The organism is Haloferax sp. Q22 (assembly GCF_001482285.1).
GTDB lineage: Archaea > Halobacteriota > Halobacteria > Halobacteriales > Haloferacaceae > Haloferax.
Genome location: NZ_LOEP01000022.1, coordinates 85,482 through 111,173 on the forward strand (window position 1 = coordinate 85,482; position 25,692 = coordinate 111,173).

A 25,692-nucleotide genomic window follows, 5' to 3' on the forward strand; every position below is an offset into this window, starting at 1 on the left:
GAGCAGGGTCACGCCGAAGGGGCTTGAAATCGTGGGGCGCGGCGGCGACGCCCCCGGTTCACTCGTCGAAGTCGGCGTCGAACGCCTCGGGCGACTGCCCGGCGGCGTCGAGCACCTCGTCGGAGATGAGAATCGGACAGTCAACGCGGATGGCGAGGGCGATGGCGTCGCTCGGACGAGCGTCGAAGACGAACGTCCGCGCCTCACCGTCGTGGTACCGCTCGGCGTCGACCTTGGCGAGGAACGTGCCGTTCGAGAGGTCGTCGATGCGGATGCTGTCGATGGCCCCGCCGAACTCGGTCACCATCTCGACCAGGAGGTCGTGGGTTAGCGGGCGCTCGAACTGCTCGCCGGAGAGGCCGAGTTGGATGGCCTGAGCCTGGTCCGACGTGATGACGATGGGCAGGAACTCGTCGCGGGCTTCGAGGACCACTGCCGGGACGTTCGAGCCGTCTTCGCCGACGCCGACCCCGATACCGCGGACCACGGCACGGTGTTTCATGGTATGCTGTAGTTGGCCGGAGTACGAATAGTTACCCCAGGGGAGTCGCCGACCCGGTCGCCGTCCGCTCCCGCGGAGCCTCAGCGTCGGGCGAACTGAACGGCCGCGATGACGAGCAAGATGACGAGGCCGCCGGCGAAGAAGGCGAGTCCCGGCGGGATTCCCTGCGCCGCCGCGGGCGCGGCCTCCACAGCCATCGTGGAGACCGTCCCGGCGTCGGCGGACTCCGCGGCACCGCCGGCACCGCCGAGGACGCCGAGACCGCGGGACGCGACCCACTGGACGAACGCCGAGAGCAGGGCCAACACGGCGACGCCGCCGAGCAGACTCGACAGCATGGACGCGAGGCCCGTCCGCGTCTCCTCGCCGGCGGCGACGACGACCAGCGGCCTGTCGGCGGGCGCGTACACCTTCATCTCGCGGCCCTTCTCGGAGTAGACGGTGTCGACCACCTCGACGAGGCCCGCGTCGTCGAGCTTTCGGAGATGGTACTGGACGTTCTGGAGCGACGTGTCGACGCGCTCTGCGAGGTCCGCGGCGTTCGTCGGCGTTTCGTGGAGCGCGGCGAGCACGCGGCGGGCCGTCTCCGACGAGAGCGCCGATAGGAGGTCCGACGCCTCGTCGTCGTCGAGTCCGATAACCCGCGGGGAAGATTCGTCCGCGGCGGAGGTGTCGGGAGTGGAGGGCAACAAACCGGCCATAGGGGTGAGTACTCCGCCGGAGGATACAAACCTGTTGTCCGTCGCCCGCGAAACGGTCGGCGCTCAGACGCCCTCGCCGACCACGACGACGCGCAGGTCGTTGACGTTCGTCCCCGTCGCGCCGGATTCGACGAGCGCGCCGGCCTCCCGAAGCACCGGGAGCGCGTCGTTTCTCGCCAGCGCGTCGTGAGCGTCGCCGGCGTCGACGGTCGACGAGTCCACGACCGCGCCCGCGACCTCCGTCCCGCCGTCTTTCCCGTCGCTGTCGATGCTGGCGAGGACGGTCTCGTCGGGGAGTTCCGCGGCGGCCGCGAGACAGAATTCGAGGTTCGGTCCGCCGTCGCCGTCGCCGCGGACCGTCACGGTGCACTCGCCGCCCGAGAGAACCACGGCGGGCGCGGCAATCGGGTTCCCGGTGGCGAGTGACTCCTCCGCGACGGCCACGTGTGTCTTCGCGGCCTCGCGGGCCTCGCCGCGCACGCGAGATGAGAGGACGAGCGGGTCGTAACCGCGTTCGTCGGCCACCTCGCGGGCGGCGTCGAGCGCGGTGAAGGTGTCCGCGAGAACGTGGTTCGTCACCCGGTCGAACACCGAGTCGCCGGGTTTCGGCGTCTCCGGGATGTCTCCCGCGGAGCCGCGGGCGAGGCGCGTGCGAACCGACTTCGGCACGTCGAGATCGAAGCGGTCCAGCACGTCGAGGGCGTCGTCGTAGGTCGTCTCGTCGGGCGCGGTCGGCCCGGAGGCGATGACGCCGAGGTCGTTTCCGACCACGTCCGAGAGGACGAGGCCGACGACCGTCGCGGGCGCGGCGAGGCGCGCGAGACCGCCGCCCTTCAGCGTCGAGACGTGCTTTCTGACCGCGTTGAGGTCGTGAATCTCCGCGCCGCTTTCGAGCAGTCTGTCGGTCGTCTCCTGCAACTCGGCGAGCGAGATGCCTTCGGCGGGAGCCGGGAGGACCGCGCTCGCGCCGCCGGTGATGGCGGCGAGGACGAGCGTGCGGTCGTCGAGGTCGGAAATGAGGTCCACGAGTCGCCGGGTGCTCTCGACGCCGCGCGCGGAGGGAACCGGGTGGTCGCCGGGGAGTCGCTCGATGCGCCCGTCGGGGCTCGGCGTCGGGTCGGGCGTCACCACGACGCCGTCGTCGATGCGGTCGCCGAGGACGGCTTCGAGGGCGTCGGCGACGCCGTCGCCGGCTTTGCCCCCGCCGACGACGAGGATGCGGTCGTAGGCGGTCAGGTCGTACGTCTCGTCCGCGACGGTCAGTGCGTCGCCGTCGAGCGACACGGATTCGCGGACGACGCGGTCGGGAAGGACGGCCTCGACGCCGGCCTGCAGGCAGTCGATGGCCGTCTCGTGGGCGGGCGTCGGGGTTCGCGCGTCGAAATTCTGCATAGTTCGTGGGAGATGCCGACACGGATAAAAACCGTGGGGCGGTAAACCCGGCGATGAACGATTCGTCGCCCGGCGAGGGTCACGTCCGCGTCGTCGGCACGGCCCACGTCTCGGCCGACAGCGTCAGAGAGGTCGAAGAGACCGTCAGGGAAGAACGTCCCGACGTCGTCGCGGTCGAACTCGACGAGGGGCGCTACCGGCAGATGAAGGGCGGAACGCCCGACGACATCGAAGCGCGCGACCTGCTTCGCGGCAACACCGTCTTCCAGTTTATCGCCTACTGGATGCTCTCGTACGTCCAGTCGCGGATGGGAGACAAGTTCGACGTGAAACCCGGTGCGGACATGCTCGCGGCGGTCGAGACCGCCGAAGAGGAAGGCCTCGACGTGGCGCTCGTCGACCGCGACATCCAAGTGACCATCCAGCGCTTCTGGCGGCGGATGGGCACGCTCGAAAAGATGCGCATGGCCGGCGACCTCCTGTTCGGGGTCGCCGACGCCCGCGGAGTCGGCGCGGTGTTGGGCATCGCCGTCGGCGTCTTCCTCGGGCCGCTCGTCGGCCTGTTCGGGGGCGCAGTCGGCGTCACCGACCTCCTGTTGACGCGCACCGCTACCGCCGCGGTCCTCGGGGCCGCAGCCGCGTACATGCTCTACACCGTCGCCTCGTTCTCCCTCGACGGCGACGACGCGGTCCTCGCGGGCCTCGGCGGCGGCGCGGCAATCGGTATCGTCGCCGGCTTCGGCCTCGGACTCGGAACCGGTCTCGTCTCGGGTATCCTCGGGAGCCTCGGCACCGCCATCGTCGGGAGCCTCGTCATCGGCGTCCTCGCGGGCGTCATTGTGGGCGTCACCGCCGGCGCGGTCCTGAACGCCTTCGGTCTGTTCGCGCCCGCCGAGGGCGACACCGACTACGAGGAGTTCGACATGGCCGAACTGACCGACGGCGACGTGGTCTCGGCCATGATGGAGGAGTTCCGCCGGTTCAGCCCCGGCGGCGCTGAGGCGCTCATCGACGAGCGCGACGCCTACATCGCCCACCAGCTCGTCGCGCTCCGGCAGTCCGGTCGGCACGTCGTCGCCATCGTCGGCGCGGGCCACCGCGAGGGCATCGAGAACTACCTCGAACACCCCGAGACGCTCCCGCCGATGGAGTCGCTCGTCGGCGTCGCCGAAAAAGACGGCTTCCCGTGGGGCAAACTGCTCGGCTTCGGCGTCACCGCCGTATTCATCGCCTTCTTCGTCCTCCTCGCGATGGCCGGCGTCGGCAACGAACGACTCCTGACCATCTTCGGCGCGTGGTTCCTCATCAACGGCGTGTTCGCCGCCGCGCTCGCCAAGGTCGCCGGCGCGCGGTGGACTTCCGCCCTCGTCGGCGGCCTCGTCGCGTGGATGACCTCCATCAACCCGCTCCTCGCGCCCGGCTGGTTCACCGGCTACGTCGAACTCCGGCACACGCCGGTCAACGTCGGCGACATCAGCAAACTGAATGAACTGCTCTCCGACGAGGAGACGCCCATCGTCGAACTCGTCGGCCAGATGTTCGACGTACCGCTGTTCAAGCTCATCATGGTCGTCGCCATGACGAACATCGGGAGCATCATCGCCAGCTTCCTCTTCGTCACGTACGTGATCCCCGTCATCGCTTCCGACCTCGGGGGCGTCGCGGGCGTGGCGAACCTGATGTTCGAGGGCGCGCGCAACAGCGCCGACCTCATCTGGAGGTCCCTGACGTGAACGTCTCCTTTTCCTCGCGCGAACTCCGCGACCTGCTCGTCGCGTGGGTCGCGCTCGGCCTCGCCTTCGCCATCTTCTTCGCCGGCGGCGGCAACCGGACGCTTCAACTCCTGACGAGCGGGTCGTTCGGCCTCGCGCTCGTCGTGAGCCTCCTGACGGCCGGTGTGGGCTTTCTCCTCCACGAGGTCGCTCACAAGGTCGTCGCCGTCAGGTTCAATCAGGTCGCCGAGTTCCGCGCCGACTACGGCATGCTCGCGGTTGCCATCATGAGCGCGCTCGTCGGGTTCATCTTCGCCGCGCCCGGCGCGGTCTACCACCGCGGCGTGCTCACCGAGCGCGAACACGGCCTCATCGCCCTCGCGGGCCCGGTGACGAACCTGTTGCTCCTCGTCGCGTTCGCGCCGGTGCTCGTCGTCGGCGTCCTCGTCGGCTCCGACGTGGTCCAACTCGTCGGCTCGCGCGGGCTTATCATCAACGCCTTCCTCGCGGCGTTCAACATGCTCCCGTTCGGCTCCTTGGACGGCAAGACGGTCAAGGCGTGGAGCACGCCGGTGTTTGCCGGCGTCCTCGTCCTGTCGATTCTCCTCACCGTCGGCCTGTTCCTGTTCGTCGGGTTCTGACCCGACCGGTGGGGGTTTCGGAGACCCCAATCGCGCTATTGCTGGCTCGTCTCATTCTCGAAGTCGCGAGCGACCGCTGAATCAGAGACGCGGGACGGGGTGCACTCGGAGGGCGCGGGATACACAGGCGGTACTCGGTGCGCGACAGGGACGAATGGGAGGAGAAGGGGACCGCACGAGTGCGGCGAGGACCGATCGTCGTCGAGGTCGGGATTCGGGAGCAGGTTGCGGCTGTGGAGTGCAGTTCGGGACGCGAGGTTGGGTTGGGCTGTGTCGGGTGTGGGTGGGCAGAGGTTAGCTGAGGTCGGTCGGGTTGGAGTCGGGCTAAGTTGGTGTTCGGGTTGGAGTCGATGTCAGGTGGGCTGGTTTGCGGACGGTTCGCGGTCGGGCAGGGGCAGACGCGCGCCGTGGGAGGGGGAAAGCGCCGGCGGGGAACCGAGACGAATCCGGGTTGCTCGTACGCGTCGGGGACCGTGTTACTGCTGGCCGTGGTCGCGCCCGAGGACGAGCGCGATGGCGTGGAAGGCGATGAGCCCGGCGAAGAGGGGGAGTTCGCCGGCTGAGAGACCGCCGCTGAGGACGGGCAGGTACGCGAGGGGCAGCGCGACTGCCGACCAGAACGCGACGGTTTCGAGGGGGGCGTACGCGAGGCGGCTGATGGTCGATGCGAAGTCGAGCGCGATCGAGTCGGTCGTGGAGGGGATTCCGGACATCGTCATTCCTGCATACGACGGGGACCATCATATAAGGGGTCGAGCGTTACCGTGAATTCGCTTCTTTTTCGACTGTTCAGACCCGGCTTAGGACGAACATTCTTCTTTCGTAACGTTTTATGAGGCCACCAAAACCGCCGAGAAATTTTATACTGCTCTCTGGGGCTTTTTCGCAAATATTGCAATAAATATAGATTATTCAACACAACCGGCTCGGAGATCGGCCGATTAGGAGGCTCGTAGTCGGTTCGTAGCGGGGTGGTCGGAGAGCGTGCGCGACCGGCAGGACGTGCGTAACCGGAAGGGGGACGACGACACGACCGACGACCGAACGGCAGCGAACGCTCACCTATGCGAGAACGTGTATGATTCGTACCCTGTGATTTTATATTTCGGCCTATCTCGTACACGAACATGACGAACGACGACTCCGAAGGGATGACCTACGCCGACGCGGGCGTCGACATCGAGGCGAGCGAGGCCGCGACCGCCGCGCTCGTCGCACAGGTCGGCGGCGGGTCGGGCGACTACGCCGGCCTGCTCGACATCGGGGACCGCTACCTCGGACTCGCCACCGACGGCGTCGGCACCAAACTGCTCGTCGCCGAGGCGCTCGGCGACTACTCGACGGTCGGTATCGACTGCATCGCGATGAACGCCAACGACCTCGTCGCGGCCGGCGTCCGGCCCGTCGCGTTCGTGGACTACCTCGCGGTCGACGCTCCCGACGAGACGTTCGCCGAGCAGGTCGGACAGGGCCTCGCCGCGGGCGCCGAGGAAGCTGACATCGAACTCGTCGGCGGTGAGACGGCGGTCATGCCCGAGGTCATCAACGGCCTCGACCTCGCCGGCACCTGCGCCGGACTGGCGAAGAAGGACGCCATCTTCCCCGGCGAGGCCGAGGAGGGCGACGCACTCGTCGGTTTCCCGTCGTCCGGCATCCACTCGAACGGACTCACGCTCGCCCGCAAGGCCGCCACGGCCGACGGCGACTACGACGACGACTGGGACGGCGACGACTACGACACCGTCGGCGAGGCCCTCCTCGAACCGACGCGGCTCTACACCTACCTGCTCGACGACCTGCGCGCCGCCGAGGCGAACGCCGCGGCCCACGTCACCGGCGGCGGCTGGACCAACCTCGAACGCATGGGCGAGTTCCGCTACGTCGTCGACGACGCCTTCGACCCCCAGCAGGTGTTCGAGTTCGTTCAGGAACGCGGCGGCGTCTCCGACGAGGAGATGCACACGACGTTCAACATGGGCACCGGCTTCGTCGCGGCCGTCCCCGAGGAGAACGCCGAGGCGCTGGTCGAGGCGACCGACGGCCGCGTCATCGGCCGCGTCGAATCGGGCGAGAGCGTCTCGATTCGCGGCCTCGACCTCTGAACGCGGTCAGTTTGCCTAACCGAACTGTTCGATTAGAAGCACTATTTTACCGATGTTCGCCATAGTGGAGGTGTGACTTCACCGCCACCGACACCGAGCGGCCTCCCGCTCGTGGGCCACACCGTCGGCTTCGCGGCCGACCCGTTCGGCTTCGTCGCCGACCTCCTCGCGGACCACGGCGTCGAGGACGCGGTTGGACTCGACGTGGTGGGGATGGACGACCTGTACGTCCTCGCTCACCCCGACCACTTCGAGCGGGCGTTCGTGACCGACCCCGATACCATCGTCAAAGGCGGCGAGTTCGAGGCCGCCTTCGGCGACGCCGTCATCGCCGCCGAAGGAGAGGAGTGGCGGCGACAGCGCGACGAGTTAGAGCCGTTCTTCCGCTGGGAGCGGGTCGACGAGTACGCGTCCGTGATGCGCCGACAGGTCGAGCGCCGCCTGCAGACGTGGCCCGACTCGGGGACGCTGTCGCTCGAAGCCGAGATGAAGGCCGTCACGCTGGACACCATCTTCGCCACCATCCTCGGACGGGAACTCGACCTCGACGGCGATGACCGCGTTCGCTCGGCCGCCGACGGCCTCAACGGCCGCTTCGCGCCCGCCTCGTGGGCCCTTCCGTCGTGGGTGCCGACGCCGAGCAGACGCCGGTTCAACCGGGCCGACCGCGTCCTCCGCGAGGAGGTCCGACAACTGGTCGAGACCGCCGACGAGGGGAGTCTGACGCGTCGACTTGCCGACGCACTCGGAACTGACGCCGGCTACCCGGAGACCGTCGAGTCGCTGGAGAACCAACTCGTGGGCATGATTTTCGCCGGCCACGAGACGACCGCGCTCGCGCTCACCTACGCGCTGTACCTGCTTGCGACGCACCCCGAGACCCGCGAGCGCGCCGCCGCCGAGGTCGACCGCGTCGTCGGCGACGGCCCCGTGACCGCCGACGCGACCGGGGAACTCCTGGTGCTCGAACGCGTCATCAAAGAGACCCTCAGAATCTATCCCCCGGTCCACACGCTCCCGCGGGAGACGGCGAAGCCGTTTCCGACCGGCGACCGGGTCATTCCGGCGGGCACGGACATCCACCTCTCTATCATCCGCATCCACCGCGACGAGCGGTGGTACGACGACCCGCTCGCGTTCCGCCCAGAGCGGTGGGACCGCGAGAGCGACCGGCCTGCCTACGCCTATCTCCCCTTCGGGGCCGGGCCGCGGAGCTGTCTCGGGCGGGCGTTCGCGCTCACGGAGGCGAAAATCGTGCTCGCGACCGTCCTCCGCGACTTCGACCTCGACTGGGGCGGCGACGGGGAGTTAGCAATCACGCCCGAGATGACGACACAACCGAAGGGCGAGACGCCGCTCGTCGTCCGCCGGCGCTGAGTCCGTCGCGTGGGAGTGTCGGAGTTTCGGACGGCGGACCGCCGATTGTCGTTGCCGGTCGCCGGACTCGACCTCAGATGTGGGCCGCGATGTCGGCCTCGGTGATGATGCCGACCGTCTCGCCGCCCTCGACGACGATGATCGCCGAGTTGTGGTCGAGATAGACGCCGATTTCGTCCAGCGTCGTCTCGGGTTCGACGGTCGTAACGCCCTCGGACATGACCTCGTTGACGGGGCGGTCGGTAACGTCGTCCTCCTGGACGTGGCGGATGTCGGCGTTCGAGATGATGCCGAGCGGGCGGCCGTTCTCGATGACGGGCAACTGCGAGAACCCGGCGTCGAGCATGATGTCGCGCGCCTCGCGGACGGAGTTGTCGGGGGCGACGCTCCGGACGGTCGTGTTCATGATGTCCTCCGCGCGCACGATTCGCCCCTCGGCCTCGTCCAACGCCTCGACGATACGACGGAGCGTCGAGAGGCGCGGGTCGACGTCGCCGCCTTCGATGCGGGCGATGAGCGGCTGGGAGACCCCGGCCATGTCGGCGAGTTTGCTCTGCGTCAACTCCAGGGAGTTCCGCCGTTCCCTGAGGTCCTGCGGCGTGGGGAGTTCCATGCCGGAGTGATAACCCGTAGTTATGAAAAAGTGTTCCGGTCGCTCGCCCTGGTGGTCGCCCCGGTTGCGCCGGACGACGCAGCGCGGCGCGATACGCGGCCGGACCCGACGACGCGGCGTTACTGGTCTTCGTCGGAGTCGAACTCGCGGATGTCGATGACGTCGAGGGGGACGTCGCGGAGCGCGCCGCCGACCTCGCTTTTCGCGATGCGGGAGGCGTGCTTCTCGCCGTCCGCGTTGAAAATCTTGATTTCGAGGAGCAGGCCGACGAGCGCGGTGTTGGCCGCGATGAACGCGGAGTCGAACGGTTCGCCACAGGCGGGACAGGGCGTCGCGCCGACTTCGACCTCGACGTACTCCTTGTCCTTCTGGTTGAGTCGCTTGCCGGCCTCGCTGACCGCGACGCCGATGGCGTCGTCGATGTCTTCTACGTCCCGGACCAACCAGGCCGCCTCCATCGCGACGAGATAGTTGCTCATACACACGTTACGCGCCGGTGGGGTTTCGTGTCTTGTGGTTCGAGCGCCGGGGCGCGTGGGATTCACACACCCGGGCCGCGAATCGACCGCGACGCATCCGAACTCGCGACGCTCTCGTCGCCCGACCGGAGCGCGCACGACTCGCGCATGCCACGAGGATTATCGCTATAACTTATGGAAAAGCGCTCCGCGGGTCACGCGCGTCTCACGCCGAATAGTCGGTTCAGTTGGAGTAGAGACAAGTGCGCTTTAATCGATAGACAGCGTCGGGGTGTCGTGCAACCGGCTGAGAGAAGGTTTATATACTGACACCTCCCGAGCCTCGACTGAGGACACGGTGATGATTCCCCGCCTAACGAAGTACGTCCTGTTCGCCGCCTACCAGCTATCGGTCGCGATGGGCATCGCGCTGCTCCCCGTCGCGCTCGCCGCTCGCCGGATGGGTGTGACCCTCCCGATTCGCCGGCTCGTGGAAACGACCGGAACCGCCTACGAACGCGCCGCGGCTCGCTAACGCGACTCGCGCGCCTCCCTCCTCCGACGAAACTTGCCGCGAGCGACCGCACCGCGCGGCCGCCGCCGACGCGCGTCTGACGCTTTGGCACCGGCAACGGCGAGGTGAAGGGTTGCATTTATCAGCGCCGAAGTGCAATCGCTGACAATGCGTACCCCGACTCACGACGAGTTCTCCGGCCGTCTCGACTCGCTGAACGGCGACCGCTCGAACGTGTTCGGCCCCGAACTCGGCGAGTTCCCGCACGCCGAGCGTCGCGCCGACTCGCTCGGAGACAAAGAGACGAAGACCGGAACGACCACCGTCGGTATCAAGACCGAAGACGGCGTCGTCCTCGCGACCGACATGCGCGCGAGCATGGGCTACATGGTCTCCTCGAAGGACGTCCAGAAGGTCGAAGAGATTCACCCGACGGGCGCGCTGACCATCGCCGGCTCCGTCTCGGCCGCTCAGTCGCTCATCAGCTCCCTCCGCGCCGAGGTCCGCCTGTACGAGGCCCGCCGCGGCGAGGACATGAGCATGCAGGCGCTGTCGACGCTCGTCGGCAACTTCCTCCGCTCGGGCGGGTTCTACGTCGTCCAGCCCATCCTCGGCGGCGTCGACGAGACTGGCCCCCACATCTACAGCATCGACCCCGCGGGCTCCATCCTCGAAGAGGAGTACACCGTCACCGGCTCCGGCAGCCAGTACGCCCTCGGTGTGCTCGAACAGGAGTTCGAAGACGGCCTCAGCATCGAGGAGGCGAAGCAGGTCGCCACGAAGGCCATCCGCTCGGCGGTCGAGCGCGACCTCGCCTCGGGTAACGGCATCAACATCGCCGTCGTCACCGACGAGGGCGTCGACATCCAGCGCCACCAGAACTTCGAAGGCCTCGAGTAAGTCGCCCGCAGTCGGCGGTTTCTCTTTGGGTTAGGGATTCGCGACCGGCGGGACTGGCCGGATTCCCGCGGTGGAACTCCCGTGGTTGGGCTCCCGCGACGGAACCCCCGCGACCGCACTTCTACTCAGTCGTCACTCGGAAGCGGCCGCAAGAGCCCGTACCACGTCCGGTAGACGACCACGCCGAGGACGCGTCCGAAGCCGAAGCTGTACGTGAACGACTCGGTTCGGGGGAGCAGTCGGCGCTGGACCGCGATACCGACGAGGCTGACGGCCATCCCGCGACGTCGGTTCGTCCGGACCTTCCAGCAATCGCGGTCGTACGCCCACACCTGCCCGGCTCCCCACGCCCCGCCGACGGCGATGCCGCCCGGTGACAGCGGGGTCGGTTCGTGCGACTCGTCGTCGCTGGAACGGAGCAGACGGCGAATCGACATCATCCAGAGCGCGGTGAGAAGCGCGATACCGAGTTGGGCGACCGCTTTCGTCCGACGGGAGACCATACACCGTGTTCGCGGGACGCGATAATAGTTATTTCTCCGACAAGAATGGGTGGCACGCGCGAGAATCAGCGGTCGCCGAGGACAGGCGGGAGGTCGCCGCGGACGCCCGCACCGAGTCAGAACCAGTCCGCGAACGCGCCTTCGAGCAGCGAGTCGGACTGCCGCTCGACGTACTCGCGTTGCATCTCGTGGAGCGCCGCCTCGAAGTCGGCGCCGTCGTCGAGGGCGTCGCGGACGCGGGCGCGCTTCCAGTCGGCCGGCGTGACGCCCGTCTCGACGCGCTTGCGCAGGGGTTCGAGGTAGTAGTTGGCCTCCTCCTCGGAACAGCCCGCGAGCCGGAGCCCGTCGCGGGCGTGGACGAGCAGGTCCTCGTAGAGGTCCACGCCGGTCACGTCGTTGCCGTCGACGTCTATCCAGCGTAGGTCACCGTGCGGGCCCTCGCGCATCGCGGTGTAGAAGTTCTCCTCCGCAGTCTCCCAGTCGAGGTCGATGACGGGGTGGTCCAGTCGGGGGAGTCGCTCCATGAGGCCCGCGAAGGCGGCCTGGAACGCCACGGAGTCGCGGACGGTCGGCTGGCCCGCAATGGGGCGGAACTCGATGCGGGCGTTGGCCGACGAGCGGGACGCGCCGTCGAACACCGGACGGACCCACCGCCAGTAGGTGCCGTGCTTCCGGCGGAGCGTAGCGAAGTCGTCGTCGAACCGGTCGCCGCGCTCGACCGACATGGGGACCATCGTGGAGTCCTCGACGACGCGGTCGACCGCGTCCTCGACGGTGTCGAGGTCGCCGGGGAAGGCGACCTTCTCGTGGTCGCCGGAGTTGAGCACCGACTCGAACACCGCGATGCGGTTCTCGTCCCAACCGTCGCCGAGAATCTCGTCGGCCGTCGCGTCCTCGTCGTAGAGGTCTGCGGGGAAGAACGGCGAGTTGACGCCGAGCGCGAGCAGCGGCCCGGCGACCCGCAGCGCGTAGTTGAAGTGGTACGGCAGGTCGTCGGCGTGCGGGACCTGATAGTGCGGCTGGATCGACGTGATGAGCGCCTCGGGCATCACGGTGTCCGCTTCGAGCGAGACGTGCGGCGCGTCGAGCGTGAACGACGCTGGGGCGGTCGGCCCGTTGGCCATCGCGTGGTACCGCACGGAGTTGCTCATGTTCGTCGCGAGGCGGACCCCCCCGTCGGTGACGGAGTCGGTCAGGTACTCGCGGGCGCTCTCGCCGGCCGGCGGGATGCTCCACATCCCGTCGGAGACGAGGCGCATCCCCTCCGCGGCGGCGCAGTCGAGCGCGGCGTCGAGTCGGGCGCGGACCTCGGACTCCTGCGCGCGGAGGCCGTGGGGGTTCAGCGGCTGGGGGCTCGTGGTCATCTCGGCGTTGTGGAGCCCCAGTTCCTTCTCAAAGCCCATGAGGCCGAGCAGTCGGCGTGGGACCCGCATGAGCGCGTGCACGTCGTCTTCGCTCGCGGACCAGCGACCGTCGGAGACGGCGTAGAACTCGTACTCCAAGCCGACGATTGACTGGTGGTTGTCGAAGGTCCCCTCACGCAGTTCGCGCTTGAGTACCTCGGCGTCGGCTCTCGCTTGCGCTTCGAACTCGGCCGCGTCGACCGCGAGCACGTCTTCGACGCGCTCTGCGAGGTCGTCGCTCATACCCGGCGTTCCGGCGTCGAACGCCTTCAACTTCCCGGCACTGTGGTCGTTCGGGAGCGAATCACACCCCCGACGACTGTCGAGACGCTTTTGCCGCGCGCGGCGATACCCACGGACGATGCAGTTCGCCGAGTTCGCCGCCCGCGCCGCCGAGATAGAAGCCGAGCCAGCGGACCTCGCGGTCGTCTCGCTCCTCTCAGACCTCTTTTCCGACGCCGGCGACGACCTCCCGACGGTCGCCCGGTTCGTCCAAGGTCGCGTCTTCCCGGCGTGGGACTCGACCACGCTCGACATCGGCCCGCGGCTCTGCCACGAGGCCATCGCCCGCGCGGCCGGCCCGAACGTCTCGGCCGACGACGTGGAAGACCGCCTCGCTGACCGCGGCGAAATCGGTGCGGTCGCCGCGAGCTACGACTTCGGCGGCCAGCGCGGCCTCGCCGCCTTCGGCTCGGGCGGACAGGACGGCCTGACCGTCGCCGAAGTCGATTCGGAACTCCGCGCCCTCGCGGCCGCCTCCGGCTCGGGGAGCGAAGAAACGAAGCTCAAGACACTCTACGGCCTGTTCAACCGGACCGACCCCGACGAGGCGCGCTTCCTCGCGCGCCTCGTCCTCTCCGAGATGCGCATCGGCGTCGGCGAGGGGATCGTCCGCGACGCCGTCGCCGAGGCGTTCCTGGTCGACCCCGCGGACGCCGCCGCCATCCGCGACGACGACGCCGACGCGGAGACCGAAGACGCCGCCCGAGCGCGACGGAACGAGGCCATCGCCGCCGTCGCCCGCGCCTTGCAGGTGTCGAACGACTACGGCATGGTCGCCGAACTCGCCCGCGACGAGGGCGAAGCCGGCCTCGCCGGCGTCCGCCTCGAAGTCGGCCGCCCCGTGCAGGCGATGCTGGCGCAGGCCGGCACCGCCGCCGACGCGCTCGACGAGTGGGACACCGCCGCGGTCGAGACCAAGTTCGACGGCGCGCGCGTGCAGGTCCACCGCGACGCCGATGGCGAGGTCTCGCTGTTCTCGCGCAACATGGAGGACGTGACCGGCGCGCTCCCCGAGGTGGTCGAGTTCGTCGCGGACGCGGTCGACGAGCCGATCATCCTCGACGGCGAGGTCGTGGCGATGGACGACGACGGCGAACCCCTCCCGTTTCAGGAGATTCTCCGGCGCTTCCGCCGCAAGCACGACGTGGGCCGGATGCGCGAGGAGGTCCGCGTCGAACTCCGGGCGTTCGACTGCCTGCACGCCGGCGGCGACGACCTCCTGACAGACCCGCTTTCCACCCGCCACGACCGACTGGCCACGGTCCTCGGCGACGAGTCGGCGGCCGTCTCGGACCTCCTCCTCTCGGACGACCCCGACGAAATCGCCGCCTACGAGGCCGACGCCCTCGACGCCGGCCACGAGGGCATCATGCTGAAGAACCCCGACGCGCCGTACTCGCCGGGCGACCGCGGGAAGAACTGGCTGAAGCGCAAGCCCGACGTGGAGACGCTCGACCTCGTCGTCACCGGCGCCGAGTGGGGCGAGGGCCGCCGCGCGGAGTTCCTCGGGACGTTCCTGCTTTCGGCCCGCGTCGAAGGCGAGTCCGGCGACGACGCCTTCGAGACCATCGGTAAGGTGGCCACGGGCATCACCGACGAGGAGTTGGCCGAGTTGACGGACCTCCTCGAACCCGAAATCGAACGCGAGGCGGGCAAGGAAGTTGACATCCGCCCGTCGGTCGTCTTCGAGGTCGGCTACGAGGAGATACAGGCGTCGCCGACGTACTCCTCGGGCTACGCGCTTCGGTTCCCGCGGTTCGTCACCGTTCGCGAGGACAAGACCGCCGAAACGGCCGACTCGCTGGCGCGCGTCGAGCGACTGGCCGAGTCGCAGTGACCGTCGCTCGCCGCGGGTCGCCCAAAGAGATCTAGTATCTGTGCGTCGACAGCTTCGGACGGTGGTTCCCCATGAATCTTGACGCCCTCTGGAAGCCGGTCGTCCTCTATACGGGTCTCTCCGGTCTGCTCACGGTCGGCGGGGTGTATTTCGCCACGCACTCAGGCCTCCACATACTCGCTTTGACGGGATTCGGCGTGCTACTCGTCGTGCTCGGCGGCGGCGCCGCGGGGCAGATGGGCCCCAGCAACGTCGAACACGCGGGCGAGAAAGGCGGGACGAACAGAGTCGTCTCGAACGCGGGACTGTGGTCCCCCGTGGAGACGGACACCTCGCTCCGCGTCACCCTCCTGTTCTACGGGGCCGGGTTGTTCCTGTGGAGCCTCGTCGTGTTCGGCGTCCTGCGCGATACGCTCGTCTGAGTCAGGCGCCGTGCATCCGCCACTCGTCGCGCATCCGCCACCCGTTGCCCGTCCGAACCGGCCGACTCGCCCCGAGAGCCGCGCTTTTTACCCCTCGGTTCGAGGTGTCGCGTATGACCATCAAACACGACGGCCTCGACGTGTCGTGGCTCGGCTACGCGACCGTCAGAATCGAGTCGCCCGACGGCTTCGTCGTCTACTTCGACCCCGGCCGCTACGGCGTCCTCGACGACTACTACGCCCGCGACGGCGACCTGATTTTAGTCACGCACAACCACCACTACGACTCCGACGCCATCGAGCAGGTCGCCGACGCCGACGCGACCGTCGTCGCCTTCGAGGGCGTCGACGCCGCGACCATCGACCGCAACGTGGTTCCGGTCGAGGAACTCCCCTACGAGACGGTCCGCGTCGGCGAGGAGGACCACCTCACCGTCGGCGAGGTCGACGTGTGGTCGCTCCCGGCGTTCAACGACCCCGACGGCCCTCACCTCCGCGACGGCGATATCGTCCACCCGCAGGGATTCGGCTGCGGCTACCACATCTCAATCGCCGACCGGACCGTCTTCTGGCCCGGCGACTCCGACGTACTCGAAGGCCACAAACATCTCGAAGTGTCGCTGTTTCTCGCCAACATCGGCGGTTCGGTCGTGATGGACCGCCACGAGGCCGCCGACCTCGCGGAGACGCTCGACCCCGACCTCGTGCTCCCGATTCACTACAACACGATTCCGCTGCTCGAAACCGACCCGGACGCCTTCGTCGTGGACGTGGCGAACCGCGGTATCCCGGTCGTCCTCGACGACCCCGACCAAGTCTGAGCGGCGACAGCCGGGCGGACAGCCGAACGGACTGACAAACGGACAGAACGATTTTGCCGCGCCGGGCCGTCCGTTCGCGTATGGACCTCGACTACGGCATGCTCGGCGGCCGGCGGCCCTACTACCGCTTCGGCGACGCCGACGCCGACCCGCTCGTGGTGCTTCCCGGCCTCTCCGACGCCTTCCAGCGCATCGACCCGAACCGCGCGACTGCGGCGGCGCTCGCCGGACTGTTCCGCGAGTTCGACGACCGCGACGTGTGGGTGGTCGGCCGGCCGCGACACCTCCCGGTCGGGTCGACCACGCGCGACATGGCCGCGGGCTACGCGGGCGTCATCGACGAACAGGACCTCTGGCCGGCGGACGTTATCGGCGTCTCGATGGGCGGTCTCGTCGCCCAGTATCTCGCCGCCGACTACGGCGACTACGTGGACTCGCTGGCCGTCGTCTCCGCCGGGACGCGACTCGGCGGCCACGGCGAGAACGTCGTGACGCGCTGGCGCTCGCTGGCGGGCAAGGGGCGCTGGGCCGAGGTCGTTGCCGACGCGGAGCGGGAGGCGGCGACGGGCCTCGAAGCGACCGTCGCCCCCGCGCTCATCGAGGCGGCCGGCCGAGTCGTCGACTTCCGGCCCGCCGTCCCCGCCGACGCCGTCGTCTCCTGTACGGCCTGTCTCGAACACGACTCCCGGGAGATTCTCGGTGACATCGACGCGCCGACGCTCGTCGCCGCCGGGAAGTCCGACCGACTCTTCCCCGAACCGCGGGTTCGAGAACTCAAAGACGGCGTCGCGGACGCGACGCTCGCGCTGTTCTCCGGGGCGGGTCACAACCTCGTGACGAGCGAGCCGCGAACGCTGAACGGCGTCGTCAGGCGCTACTTCGACGGGTTCCGCGGCGACGGGCTGTATCCGTAAGCGCGAACCGCGAGCGGCGAGGGCCTCGAACCCTCCCCGCGGCAACAGGCTCATACGCCGGGCGGCCGTCGAACCGCCATGCGCGACGCCCTCCGGTCGAGCCCGCTTTTCAGCGTCCGTCGGCTCCTCGTCTGTCTCGTCGTCACGCTCGCCGTTGTGACGACCGACGCGCTGTTCTTCCACGTCGAACCCGTCCGAACCGCCGCCGAGTTCGGAACCGAAGTGACGATCCACACCCTCGGCTTCTACGGTGGGTACACTATCGTGGCGCTGTTCAATCGGTCCGGGACGGAGCGCTAGAAAAGCGACGACCGGGGCGTCCGGCTTAGATGACGCCCATCTCGTCGAGGCGCGTCGGCAGGTACTCGTCGGTCACGAAGTCGAGACCGCGGGAGGCGAGCGCCTGCTGTTCGGCCTTCTTGCCGATGTCGAGTTGGAGTTCTATCTGTTCGGTCCAGTAGTCGCCCATGAACCGCGGGTCCTCCAGTTCGGACTGGAGCGCGTTGATGTCGGAGTCCGCGAGCGGGTCGGTCGGGAGGTCGTAGTCCACGATGTCCTGCGGCTGGATGCCGACGAACCGGGCCTCCGGCGTCGCGAGGTGCTCCGACAGGTGCGCGGACTTGATGGAGCCGTAGGCGACGGAGCCGAAGATGCGGTAGGACCACGGGTCGCCGTCAGTGAAGACCACGACCGGCAGGTCGAGTTCGTTGTGCAGGCGCTTCGTGATGCGCCGGGTCGCCCGCGCGGGCTGACCCTTCAGGTGGACGATGAGCACGTTGTACTCGTCGTCGAAGCCGTTTTCGACGAGGCGGTCGCGCATACCACCGGTCTCCACGCAGAGGACGAAGTCGATGTCATGGTCGAGGAACTCGATGGTGTCGGGGTTGTTCGGAATCTGGTAGCCGCCCTCGCCCACGTCGAGTTGGCAGTGGATGTCGCGCTCGCCGCGGCGGGTCTGCTCGCGGAGTTCGAGCGGGCCCATGAGGGTCGCACCCGACTCCTCGGGCCGCATGTGGAAGTCCTCGCGGGTGACCTCGGAGACGATTTCGAGGTCCTCGATGAGCTGGTTCGACTCGTCTTGGTCGGAGAAGTGCGCCTCTTCTGCGTCCCACGACTCGGAGATGTAGTACAGCTCACGAAGGGTGGACGAGCGGCCCTCCTCTAACTGCCGCGCGAGGAACTCGATGGTGTATGAGGCCTTCAGGAGCTTTCTCGCCCCCCGGACGCTGTTCGCAGAGCGCGTCGAGGTCCGGTCGCCGTACACCCAGACGTTCGAGTTCTCGTCGTACTCGATGTTGCTTTTCGTCCGCGTCGGGAGCGTCATGTGCGGAATCTCCCCCGCGTCGAACTGGTCGTAGAACTCAGCCGCGAGGTCGATGAGACGCTCGCGGGCGCGTTCCTCGGATGTCTTCCGTTCGGATGCCATTATACGTTCACCGTGAGTTTCTCCGTCTCGACGCCGTCGACGTTGATGTCGAACGACGCGTCCTGTGCGACCGAGTACGTGAGTGTCGCCGTCTCACCGGACGACACCTCGGGGTTCCACTTGACGAACCACTCCCCGTCGAGGTCGACCACCGTCGCCTCGCCGTCAAGGCCGCCCGGCTCCGCCGAGACGATGTCCGTGATGTCCGGCGACTCGTTCGTGTTGGAGTAGTTCTTCACCGTGAGCGTTACCTCGCCGTCGTCGACGGCTCGCTCGACGGTCAGGTTGTTCATGATGCGGCCGAGCGCGCCGTCGATGTTGGGCTCGGGTCGGCCGGTGACCTCCGAGAGCTTCGTCGCCATCTGCGGGAGGATGCGGCCGAGTACGTCCTGTTTCTTGCGGCGCTTCTGGAGCGACCGCCGCTTCGAGAGGTAGGACTTGAGCTCGCGGGCCGCCTCGCGGATAGCGAGTTCGACCTCGTCTTGAATCGCCGGCACGTCCGCGAGCGCGTCTTTCGACTCGCTCGTGAAGGGGACGTTCGTAGAGGCGACGTGGACCATGAGGACCGCGGGGCCGTTCGGCATGCCGCTACCGCCCGGTTGGTCGAGGCCGTAGTTCCGCCAGCCGATGTCCTTGACGACGTGGGTGATGGTACACGCGCCCTGTTGGTAGACGAGCGGGACGCGGTTGGCGAAGCGGAGCAGGTCGATTTTCCCCTCGGACTTCAGTTCGCCGCCGTAGGCGATGCCGGCCTCGACGATGAACGGGTCGCCGCCGTGGACCTCGGCGTCGCGGGTCGCCGCGGCGTAGAAGTCGGCGTCGAACTCCTTTTTCAGGCCGGCTTCCACGAGGTCGGCGGAGATGGGAGAGAGACAGTCCGTCGGCGGCGCGAGGATGTCCGTCTCGCGCATCGCGTCGAGCAGGTCGCGGGCCACGTCGCGGTCGTCGGCGACCTCACGGACCTTCGGCACCTCGTCGGAGACGGTGCGCATCCGCGACCAGATGGCGTCGGCGATGTTCTCCTGTGCCGTCTCGCCGTAGGTCTCGTCCTCGCGTTCTTTGGTTCGCTCGGCGGCCCACGCGACGAACTCGGCCACGTCGTCGCGGGTGGCGCGGTCGGCCGGGCCGGTCGTCTCGGCGAACTGCGTGGCGATAGAGCGCGCCATCGACACCTTGCCGGCGTCGTCTTTCTGCGTGGTCGTCACGTCGTCGATGATAGCGTACACGTCGCCCTCGCGGTCGTCGGTGAGGACGGGCCACAGCGCCTCGACGACGTTCTCGCGGACCGTCTCGCCGAACGAGGTGTCGGTCTCCTCACCGACCGTCTCGGCGACGTTGCCGACGATGGTGACGAGTTCACCGTGGGCGATGCGGTCCTTACCGACGACGATATCCACCAGTTCGGACGCGAACGCCGCGGTCGCCTCCTTGCCCTTGTTGGCGACGGCGTCCTCGACGACGGCGACGAGTTCGTCCGCCTCAGTCGCGTCGGGCGTCCGCCACGTCATCTCGCGGCCGAAGTGTCGGTCGCGGAAGGCGTCGTGAACCTTGTCGGAGGTCTTCGCGCCGACGCGGGTGAACTCCTCTTGGAGGAAGCCGGAGACGGAGTACGACTCGGTCGCCGCGAGCATCTTCAGGAGCGTCCCGAGTTCGACGCCGTGGGGATGGGGACGAATCTCCTTCGTCTGTTTCGGAAGCTGGTCGGTCGCCCGCTCGAACTTCATCGGCTCGTCGAGGCCGGGTTCCCGGAGTTCGATGCGGGCGTGGGGGTTGACGACCGCCGTGTGGAGGATGTAGTCGTGGAGCTGTTGGCGGGCGCGCATGTTGGCTTCCATCTCCAACTCGATGCGCGTGCCGTGAGGGCGGTCCCACGAGGTGGTTTTCTCTGTCCGAATCTCGGGTTCGTTCTGGTCCGTGTTGATGACGAGTTCGAAGTACTCGGCGTCCTCCGAGCCCTGCGTCCGACTCGTCACCTTGGCGGGTTTCCCGCTCGTCAACTGCGAGTAGAGGACCGCCGCGGAGATACCGATACCCTGCTGGCCGCGGGACTGTTCGCGCGCGTGGAAGCGAGAGCCGTAGAGGAGCTTCCCGAACACTTTGGGCACCTGCTCTTTCGTGATGCCCGGCCCGTTGTCCTCGATGACGAGGCGGTAGTAGTCGCCCGCCTCGGCGATTTCCACGTAGATGTCGGGCTGGATGCCCGCCTCCTCCGTGGCGTCGAGCGCGTTGTCCACCGCCTCCTTGACGGCGGTGACCAACCCGCGGGCTCCGCTGTCGAAGCCCAACATGTGCTTGTTCTTCTCGAAGAACTCGGCGATGGAGATCTCCCGCTGGCCCTTCGCCAGCTCCTCTGCGATCCCCGGCTCGTCACCGAGTGTCGACTGGAACGAGGTCATTTCCTGATGCGCATCTACCCAGTCCCGCGTTAAGTACTCACCGGCAACGGAGTGAAAGTGAAATTTCGGCGTTGACGCGCTTCGCGGGCTGTCCACAATGGAACGACGAATTATGTTACACAGAGTCACCCACGACGTTCGCGCCGGGCAGTCGAAATCGCCGGACGCGAAAACCGCTACGCGGGACTCCAGTAAGTAGTACGCGCCCGCGCGTGCGAGCCTTTAAGGGACGGGCTATCCTAGGCCAGTTCAGATGTCACAGGATAACGAGTACGGGGCCGGACAGATTCAGGTCCTCGAAGGGCTCGAAGCCGTTCGAAAGCGTCCGGCGATGTACATCGGGTCCACCGATTCTCGCGGACTCCACCACCTCGTCTACGAAGTCGTCGACAACTCCATCGACGAGGCGCTTGCGGGCCACTGCGACGCCATCGAGGTCGCCCTCCACGAGGACGGCTCTGTCAGTGTCACCGACAACGGCCGCGGGATTCCGGTAGATACGCACGAACAGTACGACCGACCCGCGCTGGAGGTCATCATGACCGTCCTCCACGCCGGCGGGAAGTTCGACAACAAGTCCTACCAGGTCTCCGGCGGCCTCCACGGCGTCGGCGTCTCCGTCGTCAACGCGCTGTCGAGCGAACTCGAAGTCGAGGTCAAACGCGACGGTGCGGTGTGGACACACCGCTTCGAGTTCGGCGAACCGCAGGTCGACGAGTTCGAGCGCGTGCGCGACCTCGAACCCGACGAGGACACCGGGACGACCATCCGGTTTTGGCCGGACGACGGTATCTTCGAGACGACCGAGTTCGACTTCAAGACGCTCGAAAACCGTCTGCGCGAGCTCGCGTTCCTCAACTCCGGCGTCGAGATTTCGCTCGCCGACGAGCGGACCGACGAGTCGAGCACGTTCCTCTTCGAGGGCGGCATCCGCGAGTTCGTCGAGTACCTCAACGAGACCAAGACGGCCCTCCACGACGACATCATCTACTACGACGACGAGTCGGAGGGCATCGAGGTCGAAATCGCCATGCAGGCGACCGACGAACTGCAGGGCTCGATTCACGCCTTCGCCAACAACATCAACACCCGCGAGGGTGGCACGCACCTGACCGGGTTCAAGACGGCGCTCACCCGCGTCGTCAACGACTACGCGAACACCCACGACATGCTGGACGACCTCGACGGCGACAACCTCCGCGGCGAGGACGTCCGCGAGGGGCTCACCGCCGTCATCTCAATCAAACACCCTGACCCGCAGTTCGAGGGCCAGACGAAGACGAAGCTCGGGAACTCCGAGGTGCGCGGTATCGTCGAGAGCGTCACCCACCAGCAGCTCGGGACGTTCTTCGAGGAGAACCCGGACACGACGACGGCCATCATCTCGAAGGCCGTCGAGGCCGCCCGCGCCCGCAAGGCCGCAAAGCAGGCCGAGGAGCTCACCCGCCGCAAATCCGCGCTCGAATCCACCTCGCTGCCGGGGAAGCTCGCGGACTGCCAGAGCCGCGACCCCTCGAAGTCCGAACTGTTCGTCGTGGAGGGCGACTCCGCGGGCGGCTCGGCCAAGCAGGGCCGCGACCGCAAGTTCCAGGCGATTTTGCCCCTCAAGGGGAAGATTCTGAACGTCGAGAAACACCGCCTCGACCGCATCCTCGAAAACGACGAAATTCGGGCGCTCATCACCGCTATCGGCGGCGGCGTCGGCGACGAGTTCGACATCGAAAAGGCGCGCTACCAGCGGCTCATCCTGATGACCGACGCCGACGTTGACGGCGCGCACATCCGGACGCTGCTGCTCACGCTCCTGTACCGCCACATGCGGCCGCTTATCGAGGCCGGCTACGTGTATGCGGCCCAACCGCCGCTGTACCGCGTTCGCTACCGCGGCAACACCTACGACGCGATGGACGAGGCCGAGCGGGACCGTATCATCGAAGAAGAGTGCAACGGCAACCCCACGCAGGTCCAGCGGTTCAAGGGACTCGGCGAGATGAACCCCGACCAGCTGTGGGACACGACGATGAACCCCGAAAACCGCGTCCTCAAGCGCATCACCGTCGAGGACGCCGCCGCCGCCGACCGGATGTTCAACATCCTGATGGGCGACGCCGTCGGGCCGCGAAAGCAGTTCATCAAGGACCACGCGAACGACGCCGAATGGGTAGACATCTAATATGAGTTCTGACGCACCAGATTCCTTCGAACCGGGCGCGGGTATCGCGGCCGAAGTCAAGAACGCGCGCATCGAAGACGAGATGGAGCAGTCGTACATCGACTACGCGATGTCGGTCATCGCGGGGCGGGCGCTGCCCGACGTGCGCGACGGCCTCAAGCCGGTCCACCGGCGCATCCTGTATGCGATGCATCAGGCCGGCGTGACCTCCAACTCGTCGCACCGCAAGTCCTCGTCCATCGTGGGCGAGACGATGGGTGACTACCACCCCCACGGCGACTCCGCCATCTACGACACCCTCGCGCGCATGGCGCAGGACTTCTCCATGCGCTACCCGCTCGTCGACGGCCAGGGTAACTTCGGCTCCGTCGACGGCGACCCGCCGGCCGCGATGCGCTATACGGAGGCGCGGATGTCCCCCATCGCCGAGGAGCTCCTCGACGACATCGACAAGGACACCGTCGACTTCCAGTCGAACTACGACGACCGCAAGCAGGAGCCGACGGTCCTCCCGTCGTCGTTCCCGAACCTGCTCGTCAACGGGTCGTCCGGCATCGCGGTCGGGATGTCCACGAACATCCCGCCGCACAACCTCGGCGAGGTCGTCGACGCCACCGTCGAACTCATCGAGAACCCCGACGCGACCATCCCGGACCTGATGGAACACATCAAGGGCCCGGACTTCCCGACCGGCGCGAACATCGTCGGCCGCAACGCGGTCCACAAGGCGTACAAGACGGGTCGCGGCCGCGTCCGCGTCCGCGCCGACTACGACGTGTTCGAGGAGGAAGGCCGCATCGTCATCAACGAACTCCCGTATCAGGAGAACAAGGCCCGCCTCATCGAGCGCATCGCCGACGACGTGAACGAGGGGAAAATCGAGGGCATCCGCGACATCCGCGACGAGTCCGACCGCGACGGCATCCGCGTCGTCATCGAACTCAAGCGCGGCGCGATGGCCGAGGTCGTCAAGAACCAGCTGCTCGACAACCACCTCGAATCCACGTTCGGCGTCATCAACCTCGCGCTCGTCGACGGTCAGCCGCAGGTGCTGACGCTCAAGGAGACGCTCGAACACTACCTCGACCACCGCCGCGACGTAGTCCGCCGGCGCTCCGAGTACGAACTCGCCGAGGCCGAAGACCGCGCGCACATCCTCGAAGGCCGCCTGAAGGCCCTCGACAACATCGACGACGTGGTCGAGACCATCCGAAACTCCGAGAGCCGCGACGACGCGAAGGCCGCGCTCCGCGGCGAGGTCGAAGTCGAAGTCGACGGCGAACCCCTGCCGACGTTCGACTTCTCCGAGGAGCAGGCGAACCACATCGTCTCGATGCAACTCGGTTCGCTCACCTCGATGGAGGCGGCCGAAATCGAAGACGAGTACGAGGACGTCCAGGCAACCATCGAACGCCTCGAAACCATCCTCGGCGACCAGTCGGAACTCGACGCGGTCATCGAGTCCGAACTGCTCGACATCAAAGACGAGTACGCCGACGACCGGCGGACCTCGTTCGTCGCCAACACCGGCGAGGTCACCCGCGCCGACCTCATCCCCGAGGAGGACGTGGTCGTCGTCGTCAGCGAGGACGACTACATCAAGCGCATGCCGGTCTCCCGGTTCCGCGCCCAGCACCGCGGTGGCAAGGGCATCATCGGCACCGACCTCAAGGAGGGCGACAACGTCTCGTCGGTGTTCGTCACGAACACCCACGACGACCTGCTCTGTTTCACCAACCACGGACAGGTCTACCAACTGAAGGCCTACCAGGTGCCCGAGATGTCGCGGACCGCCCGCGGGAAGTCGGCGGTCAACCTGCTCGACTTCGACGACGGCGAGGAGATTACGGCCGTCGTCAACTGCGACGACCTCGAAGACATCGAGGGCTACCTGACGATGGTGACCCAGAACGGCTACATCAAGCGGACCGGCACCGACCGGTTCCAGAACATCCTCTCGACGGGCATCATCGCCACCAAACTCGACGAGGGCGACGAACTCGTCGACGTGGAGGTCACCGACGGCGAAAGCGACCTCGTCATCGGCACCGAACAGGGCATGTCCATCCGCTTCGACGAGGACGAAGTGCGCGCGATGGGTCGCTCGGCCCGCGGCGTCCGCGGCGTCAAACTGACCGGTGACGACGTGGTCGCCGGCGTGGCCGCCATCGACGAGGACCACCACAGTTGGATTCTCACCGTCACCGAGAACGGCTACGGGAAGCGCACGGACCTCGACGCCTACCGCAAGCAGTCCAGAAACGGCAAGGGTCTCATCGACATCAAGACCAACGACCGGAACGGCCCGGTCTGCGCCATCAACACCGTCGGCGAGGGCGATCACCTCGTCGTCATGTCCGACGAGGGCCAGATTCTCCGGACGCCCGTCGAGGACATCTCGACAGTCGGCCGCAACACGATGGGCGTCATCGTGATGGACCTCGACGAGGGCGACGACGTGGCCTCCGTCGACGTGATTCCGGCCGCGATGACGACCGAAGACGAGGAACTGGACGACGTGGAAGGGGACGCGGAAACCGACGCGGACGACGAGTAAGTCGGCTCTCCCCGACGACGGGTCTCTTTTTGCGGACTCCCACCGG

At 67.3% G+C, this 25,692-nt stretch carries 23 protein-coding genes; 13 read left to right on the forward strand and 10 right to left on the reverse strand.

The window, feature by feature from the left end:
- Nucleotides 1-58 precede the first annotated feature (58 nt).
- From AM590_RS09930 to AM590_RS09940, 3 genes are all read right to left on the reverse strand, one after another.
- Complete coding sequence (locus AM590_RS09930; protein ID WP_008093446.1) at nucleotides 59-502, reverse strand: bifunctional nuclease family protein; 444 nt, start codon at nucleotides 500-502, stop codon at nucleotides 59-61.
- Between the two features lie 80 nt (nucleotides 503-582).
- On the reverse strand, nucleotides 583-1,203 hold the full coding sequence (locus tag AM590_RS09935; RefSeq protein ID WP_058827343.1) for a winged helix-turn-helix domain-containing protein: 621 nt from the start codon (nucleotides 1,201-1,203) through the stop codon (nucleotides 583-585).
- A 63-nt stretch (nucleotides 1,204-1,266) separates the two neighbouring features.
- Nucleotides 1,267-2,595, reverse strand: coding sequence for a glycerate kinase (locus AM590_RS09940; protein ID WP_058827344.1), 1,329 nt, complete (start codon nucleotides 2,593-2,595; stop codon nucleotides 1,267-1,269).
- 53 nt (nucleotides 2,596-2,648) lie between these two features.
- Between AM590_RS09940 and AM590_RS09945 the strand changes: the two genes are divergently transcribed.
- Together AM590_RS09945 and AM590_RS09950 are read left to right on the forward strand one after the other, a co-directional pair.
- Complete coding sequence (locus AM590_RS09945) at nucleotides 2,649-4,328, forward strand: TraB/GumN family protein (protein ID WP_058827345.1); 1,680 nt, start codon at nucleotides 2,649-2,651, stop codon at nucleotides 4,326-4,328.
- Nucleotides 4,325-4,948, forward strand: coding sequence for a Zn-dependent protease (locus AM590_RS09950; RefSeq protein WP_058827346.1), 624 nt, complete (start codon nucleotides 4,325-4,327; stop codon nucleotides 4,946-4,948). Before AM590_RS09945 ends, AM590_RS09950 begins: the two co-directional genes overlap by 4 nt.
- 476 nt (nucleotides 4,949-5,424) lie before the next feature.
- On the opposite strand, the gene AM590_RS09955 is transcribed toward AM590_RS09950, so the two are convergent.
- A complete protein-coding gene (locus AM590_RS09955; protein WP_082677708.1) occupies nucleotides 5,425-5,661 on the reverse strand; it encodes a hypothetical protein in 237 nt (78 codons plus the stop codon).
- Nucleotides 5,662-6,075: 414 nt separating this feature from the next.
- On the opposite strand from AM590_RS09955, the gene purM reads away from it, so the two are divergent.
- Entirely contained in the window at nucleotides 6,076-7,050 is a 975-nt protein-coding gene (gene purM / locus AM590_RS09960; RefSeq protein ID WP_058827348.1) for a phosphoribosylformylglycinamidine cyclo-ligase, read from the forward strand.
- Nucleotides 7,051-7,122: 72 nt separating this feature from the next.
- The gene (locus tag AM590_RS09965) at nucleotides 7,123-8,427 is read left to right on the forward strand and encodes a cytochrome P450 (RefSeq protein ID WP_082677707.1); all 1,305 of its coding nucleotides are present in this window, start codon (nucleotides 7,123-7,125) and stop codon (nucleotides 8,425-8,427) included.
- Between the two features lie 73 nt (nucleotides 8,428-8,500).
- Here AM590_RS09965 and AM590_RS09970 read toward each other — a convergent pair whose 3' ends face one another.
- Together AM590_RS09970 and AM590_RS09975 are read right to left on the reverse strand one after the other, a co-directional pair.
- Complete coding sequence (locus tag AM590_RS09970) at nucleotides 8,501-9,040, reverse strand: CBS domain-containing protein (RefSeq protein ID WP_004976886.1); 540 nt, start codon at nucleotides 9,038-9,040, stop codon at nucleotides 8,501-8,503.
- A 119-nt stretch (nucleotides 9,041-9,159) separates the two neighbouring features.
- Nucleotides 9,160-9,519, reverse strand: a complete 360-nt coding sequence (locus AM590_RS09975; RefSeq protein ID WP_004970698.1) for a DUF555 domain-containing protein — start codon at nucleotides 9,517-9,519, stop codon at nucleotides 9,160-9,162.
- A gap of 340 nt (nucleotides 9,520-9,859) precedes the next feature.
- On the opposite strand from AM590_RS09975, the gene AM590_RS20845 reads away from it, so the two are divergent.
- Nucleotides 9,860-10,033 (forward strand): hypothetical protein, encoded by a 174-nt coding sequence (locus tag AM590_RS20845; protein WP_004063248.1) that lies wholly within the window; start codon nucleotides 9,860-9,862, stop codon nucleotides 10,031-10,033.
- A gap of 147 nt (nucleotides 10,034-10,180) precedes the next feature.
- Nucleotides 10,181-10,912, forward strand: a complete 732-nt coding sequence (gene psmB / locus AM590_RS09980; protein ID WP_058827350.1) for a proteasome endopeptidase complex subunit beta — start codon at nucleotides 10,181-10,183, stop codon at nucleotides 10,910-10,912.
- Between the two features lie 125 nt (nucleotides 10,913-11,037).
- Here psmB and AM590_RS09985 read toward each other — a convergent pair whose 3' ends face one another.
- Both AM590_RS09985 and AM590_RS09990 read right to left on the reverse strand, forming a co-directional pair.
- Complete coding sequence (locus AM590_RS09985) at nucleotides 11,038-11,415, reverse strand: hypothetical protein (RefSeq protein WP_058827351.1); 378 nt, start codon at nucleotides 11,413-11,415, stop codon at nucleotides 11,038-11,040.
- 116 nt (nucleotides 11,416-11,531) lie between these two features.
- Complete coding sequence (locus AM590_RS09990) at nucleotides 11,532-13,061, reverse strand: hypothetical protein (protein WP_058827352.1); 1,530 nt, start codon at nucleotides 13,059-13,061, stop codon at nucleotides 11,532-11,534.
- A gap of 118 nt (nucleotides 13,062-13,179) precedes the next feature.
- Here AM590_RS09990 and ligA point away from each other — a divergent pair, with 118 nt between their 5' ends.
- The 5 genes from ligA to AM590_RS10015 all read left to right on the forward strand — a co-directional run bounded on the left by ligA (nucleotide 13,180) and on the right by AM590_RS10015 (nucleotide 17,394).
- Nucleotides 13,180-14,937, forward strand: a complete 1,758-nt coding sequence (gene ligA / locus AM590_RS09995) for an ATP-dependent DNA ligase LigA (RefSeq protein WP_058827353.1) — start codon at nucleotides 13,180-13,182, stop codon at nucleotides 14,935-14,937.
- Between the two features lie 71 nt (nucleotides 14,938-15,008).
- Nucleotides 15,009-15,359 (forward strand): hypothetical protein, encoded by a 351-nt coding sequence (locus tag AM590_RS10000; RefSeq protein ID WP_058827354.1) that lies wholly within the window; start codon nucleotides 15,009-15,011, stop codon nucleotides 15,357-15,359.
- Nucleotides 15,360-15,472: 113 nt separating this feature from the next.
- Nucleotides 15,473-16,180 carry an MBL fold metallo-hydrolase gene (locus tag AM590_RS10005; RefSeq protein ID WP_058827355.1) on the forward strand — a complete coding sequence of 236 codons (708 nt, stop codon included), beginning with the start codon at nucleotides 15,473-15,475 and terminating at the stop codon, nucleotides 16,178-16,180.
- Between the two features lie 80 nt (nucleotides 16,181-16,260).
- Nucleotides 16,261-17,094: an alpha/beta fold hydrolase gene (locus AM590_RS10010; RefSeq protein ID WP_058827356.1), complete on the forward strand. Its 834-nt coding sequence runs from the start codon at nucleotides 16,261-16,263 to the stop codon at nucleotides 17,092-17,094.
- 78 nt (nucleotides 17,095-17,172) lie between these two features.
- On the forward strand, nucleotides 17,173-17,394 hold the full coding sequence (locus tag AM590_RS10015) for a hypothetical protein (RefSeq protein ID WP_058827357.1): 222 nt from the start codon (nucleotides 17,173-17,175) through the stop codon (nucleotides 17,392-17,394).
- 25 nt (nucleotides 17,395-17,419) lie between these two features.
- On the opposite strand, the gene AM590_RS10020 is transcribed toward AM590_RS10015, so the two are convergent.
- Together AM590_RS10020 and AM590_RS10025 are read right to left on the reverse strand one after the other, a co-directional pair.
- Nucleotides 17,420-18,520, reverse strand: coding sequence for a DNA topoisomerase IV subunit A (locus tag AM590_RS10020; RefSeq protein WP_058827358.1), 1,101 nt, complete (start codon nucleotides 18,518-18,520; stop codon nucleotides 17,420-17,422).
- Nucleotides 18,520-20,916: a DNA topoisomerase VI subunit B gene (locus AM590_RS10025; protein ID WP_058827359.1), complete on the reverse strand. Its 2,397-nt coding sequence runs from the start codon at nucleotides 20,914-20,916 to the stop codon at nucleotides 18,520-18,522. The genes AM590_RS10020 and AM590_RS10025 overlap by 1 nt, the downstream gene beginning before the upstream one ends.
- Nucleotides 20,917-21,169: 253 nt before the next feature.
- Here AM590_RS10025 and gyrB point away from each other — a divergent pair, with 253 nt between their 5' ends.
- Nucleotides 21,170-23,089 carry a DNA topoisomerase (ATP-hydrolyzing) subunit B gene (gyrB, locus tag AM590_RS10030; protein WP_058827360.1) on the forward strand — a complete coding sequence of 640 codons (1,920 nt, stop codon included), beginning with the start codon at nucleotides 21,170-21,172 and terminating at the stop codon, nucleotides 23,087-23,089.
- Between the two features lies 1 nt (nucleotide 23,090).
- Nucleotides 23,091-25,646: a DNA gyrase subunit A gene (gyrA, locus tag AM590_RS10035; protein ID WP_058827361.1), complete on the forward strand. Its 2,556-nt coding sequence runs from the start codon at nucleotides 23,091-23,093 to the stop codon at nucleotides 25,644-25,646.
- Nucleotides 25,647-25,692 lie beyond the last annotated feature (46 nt).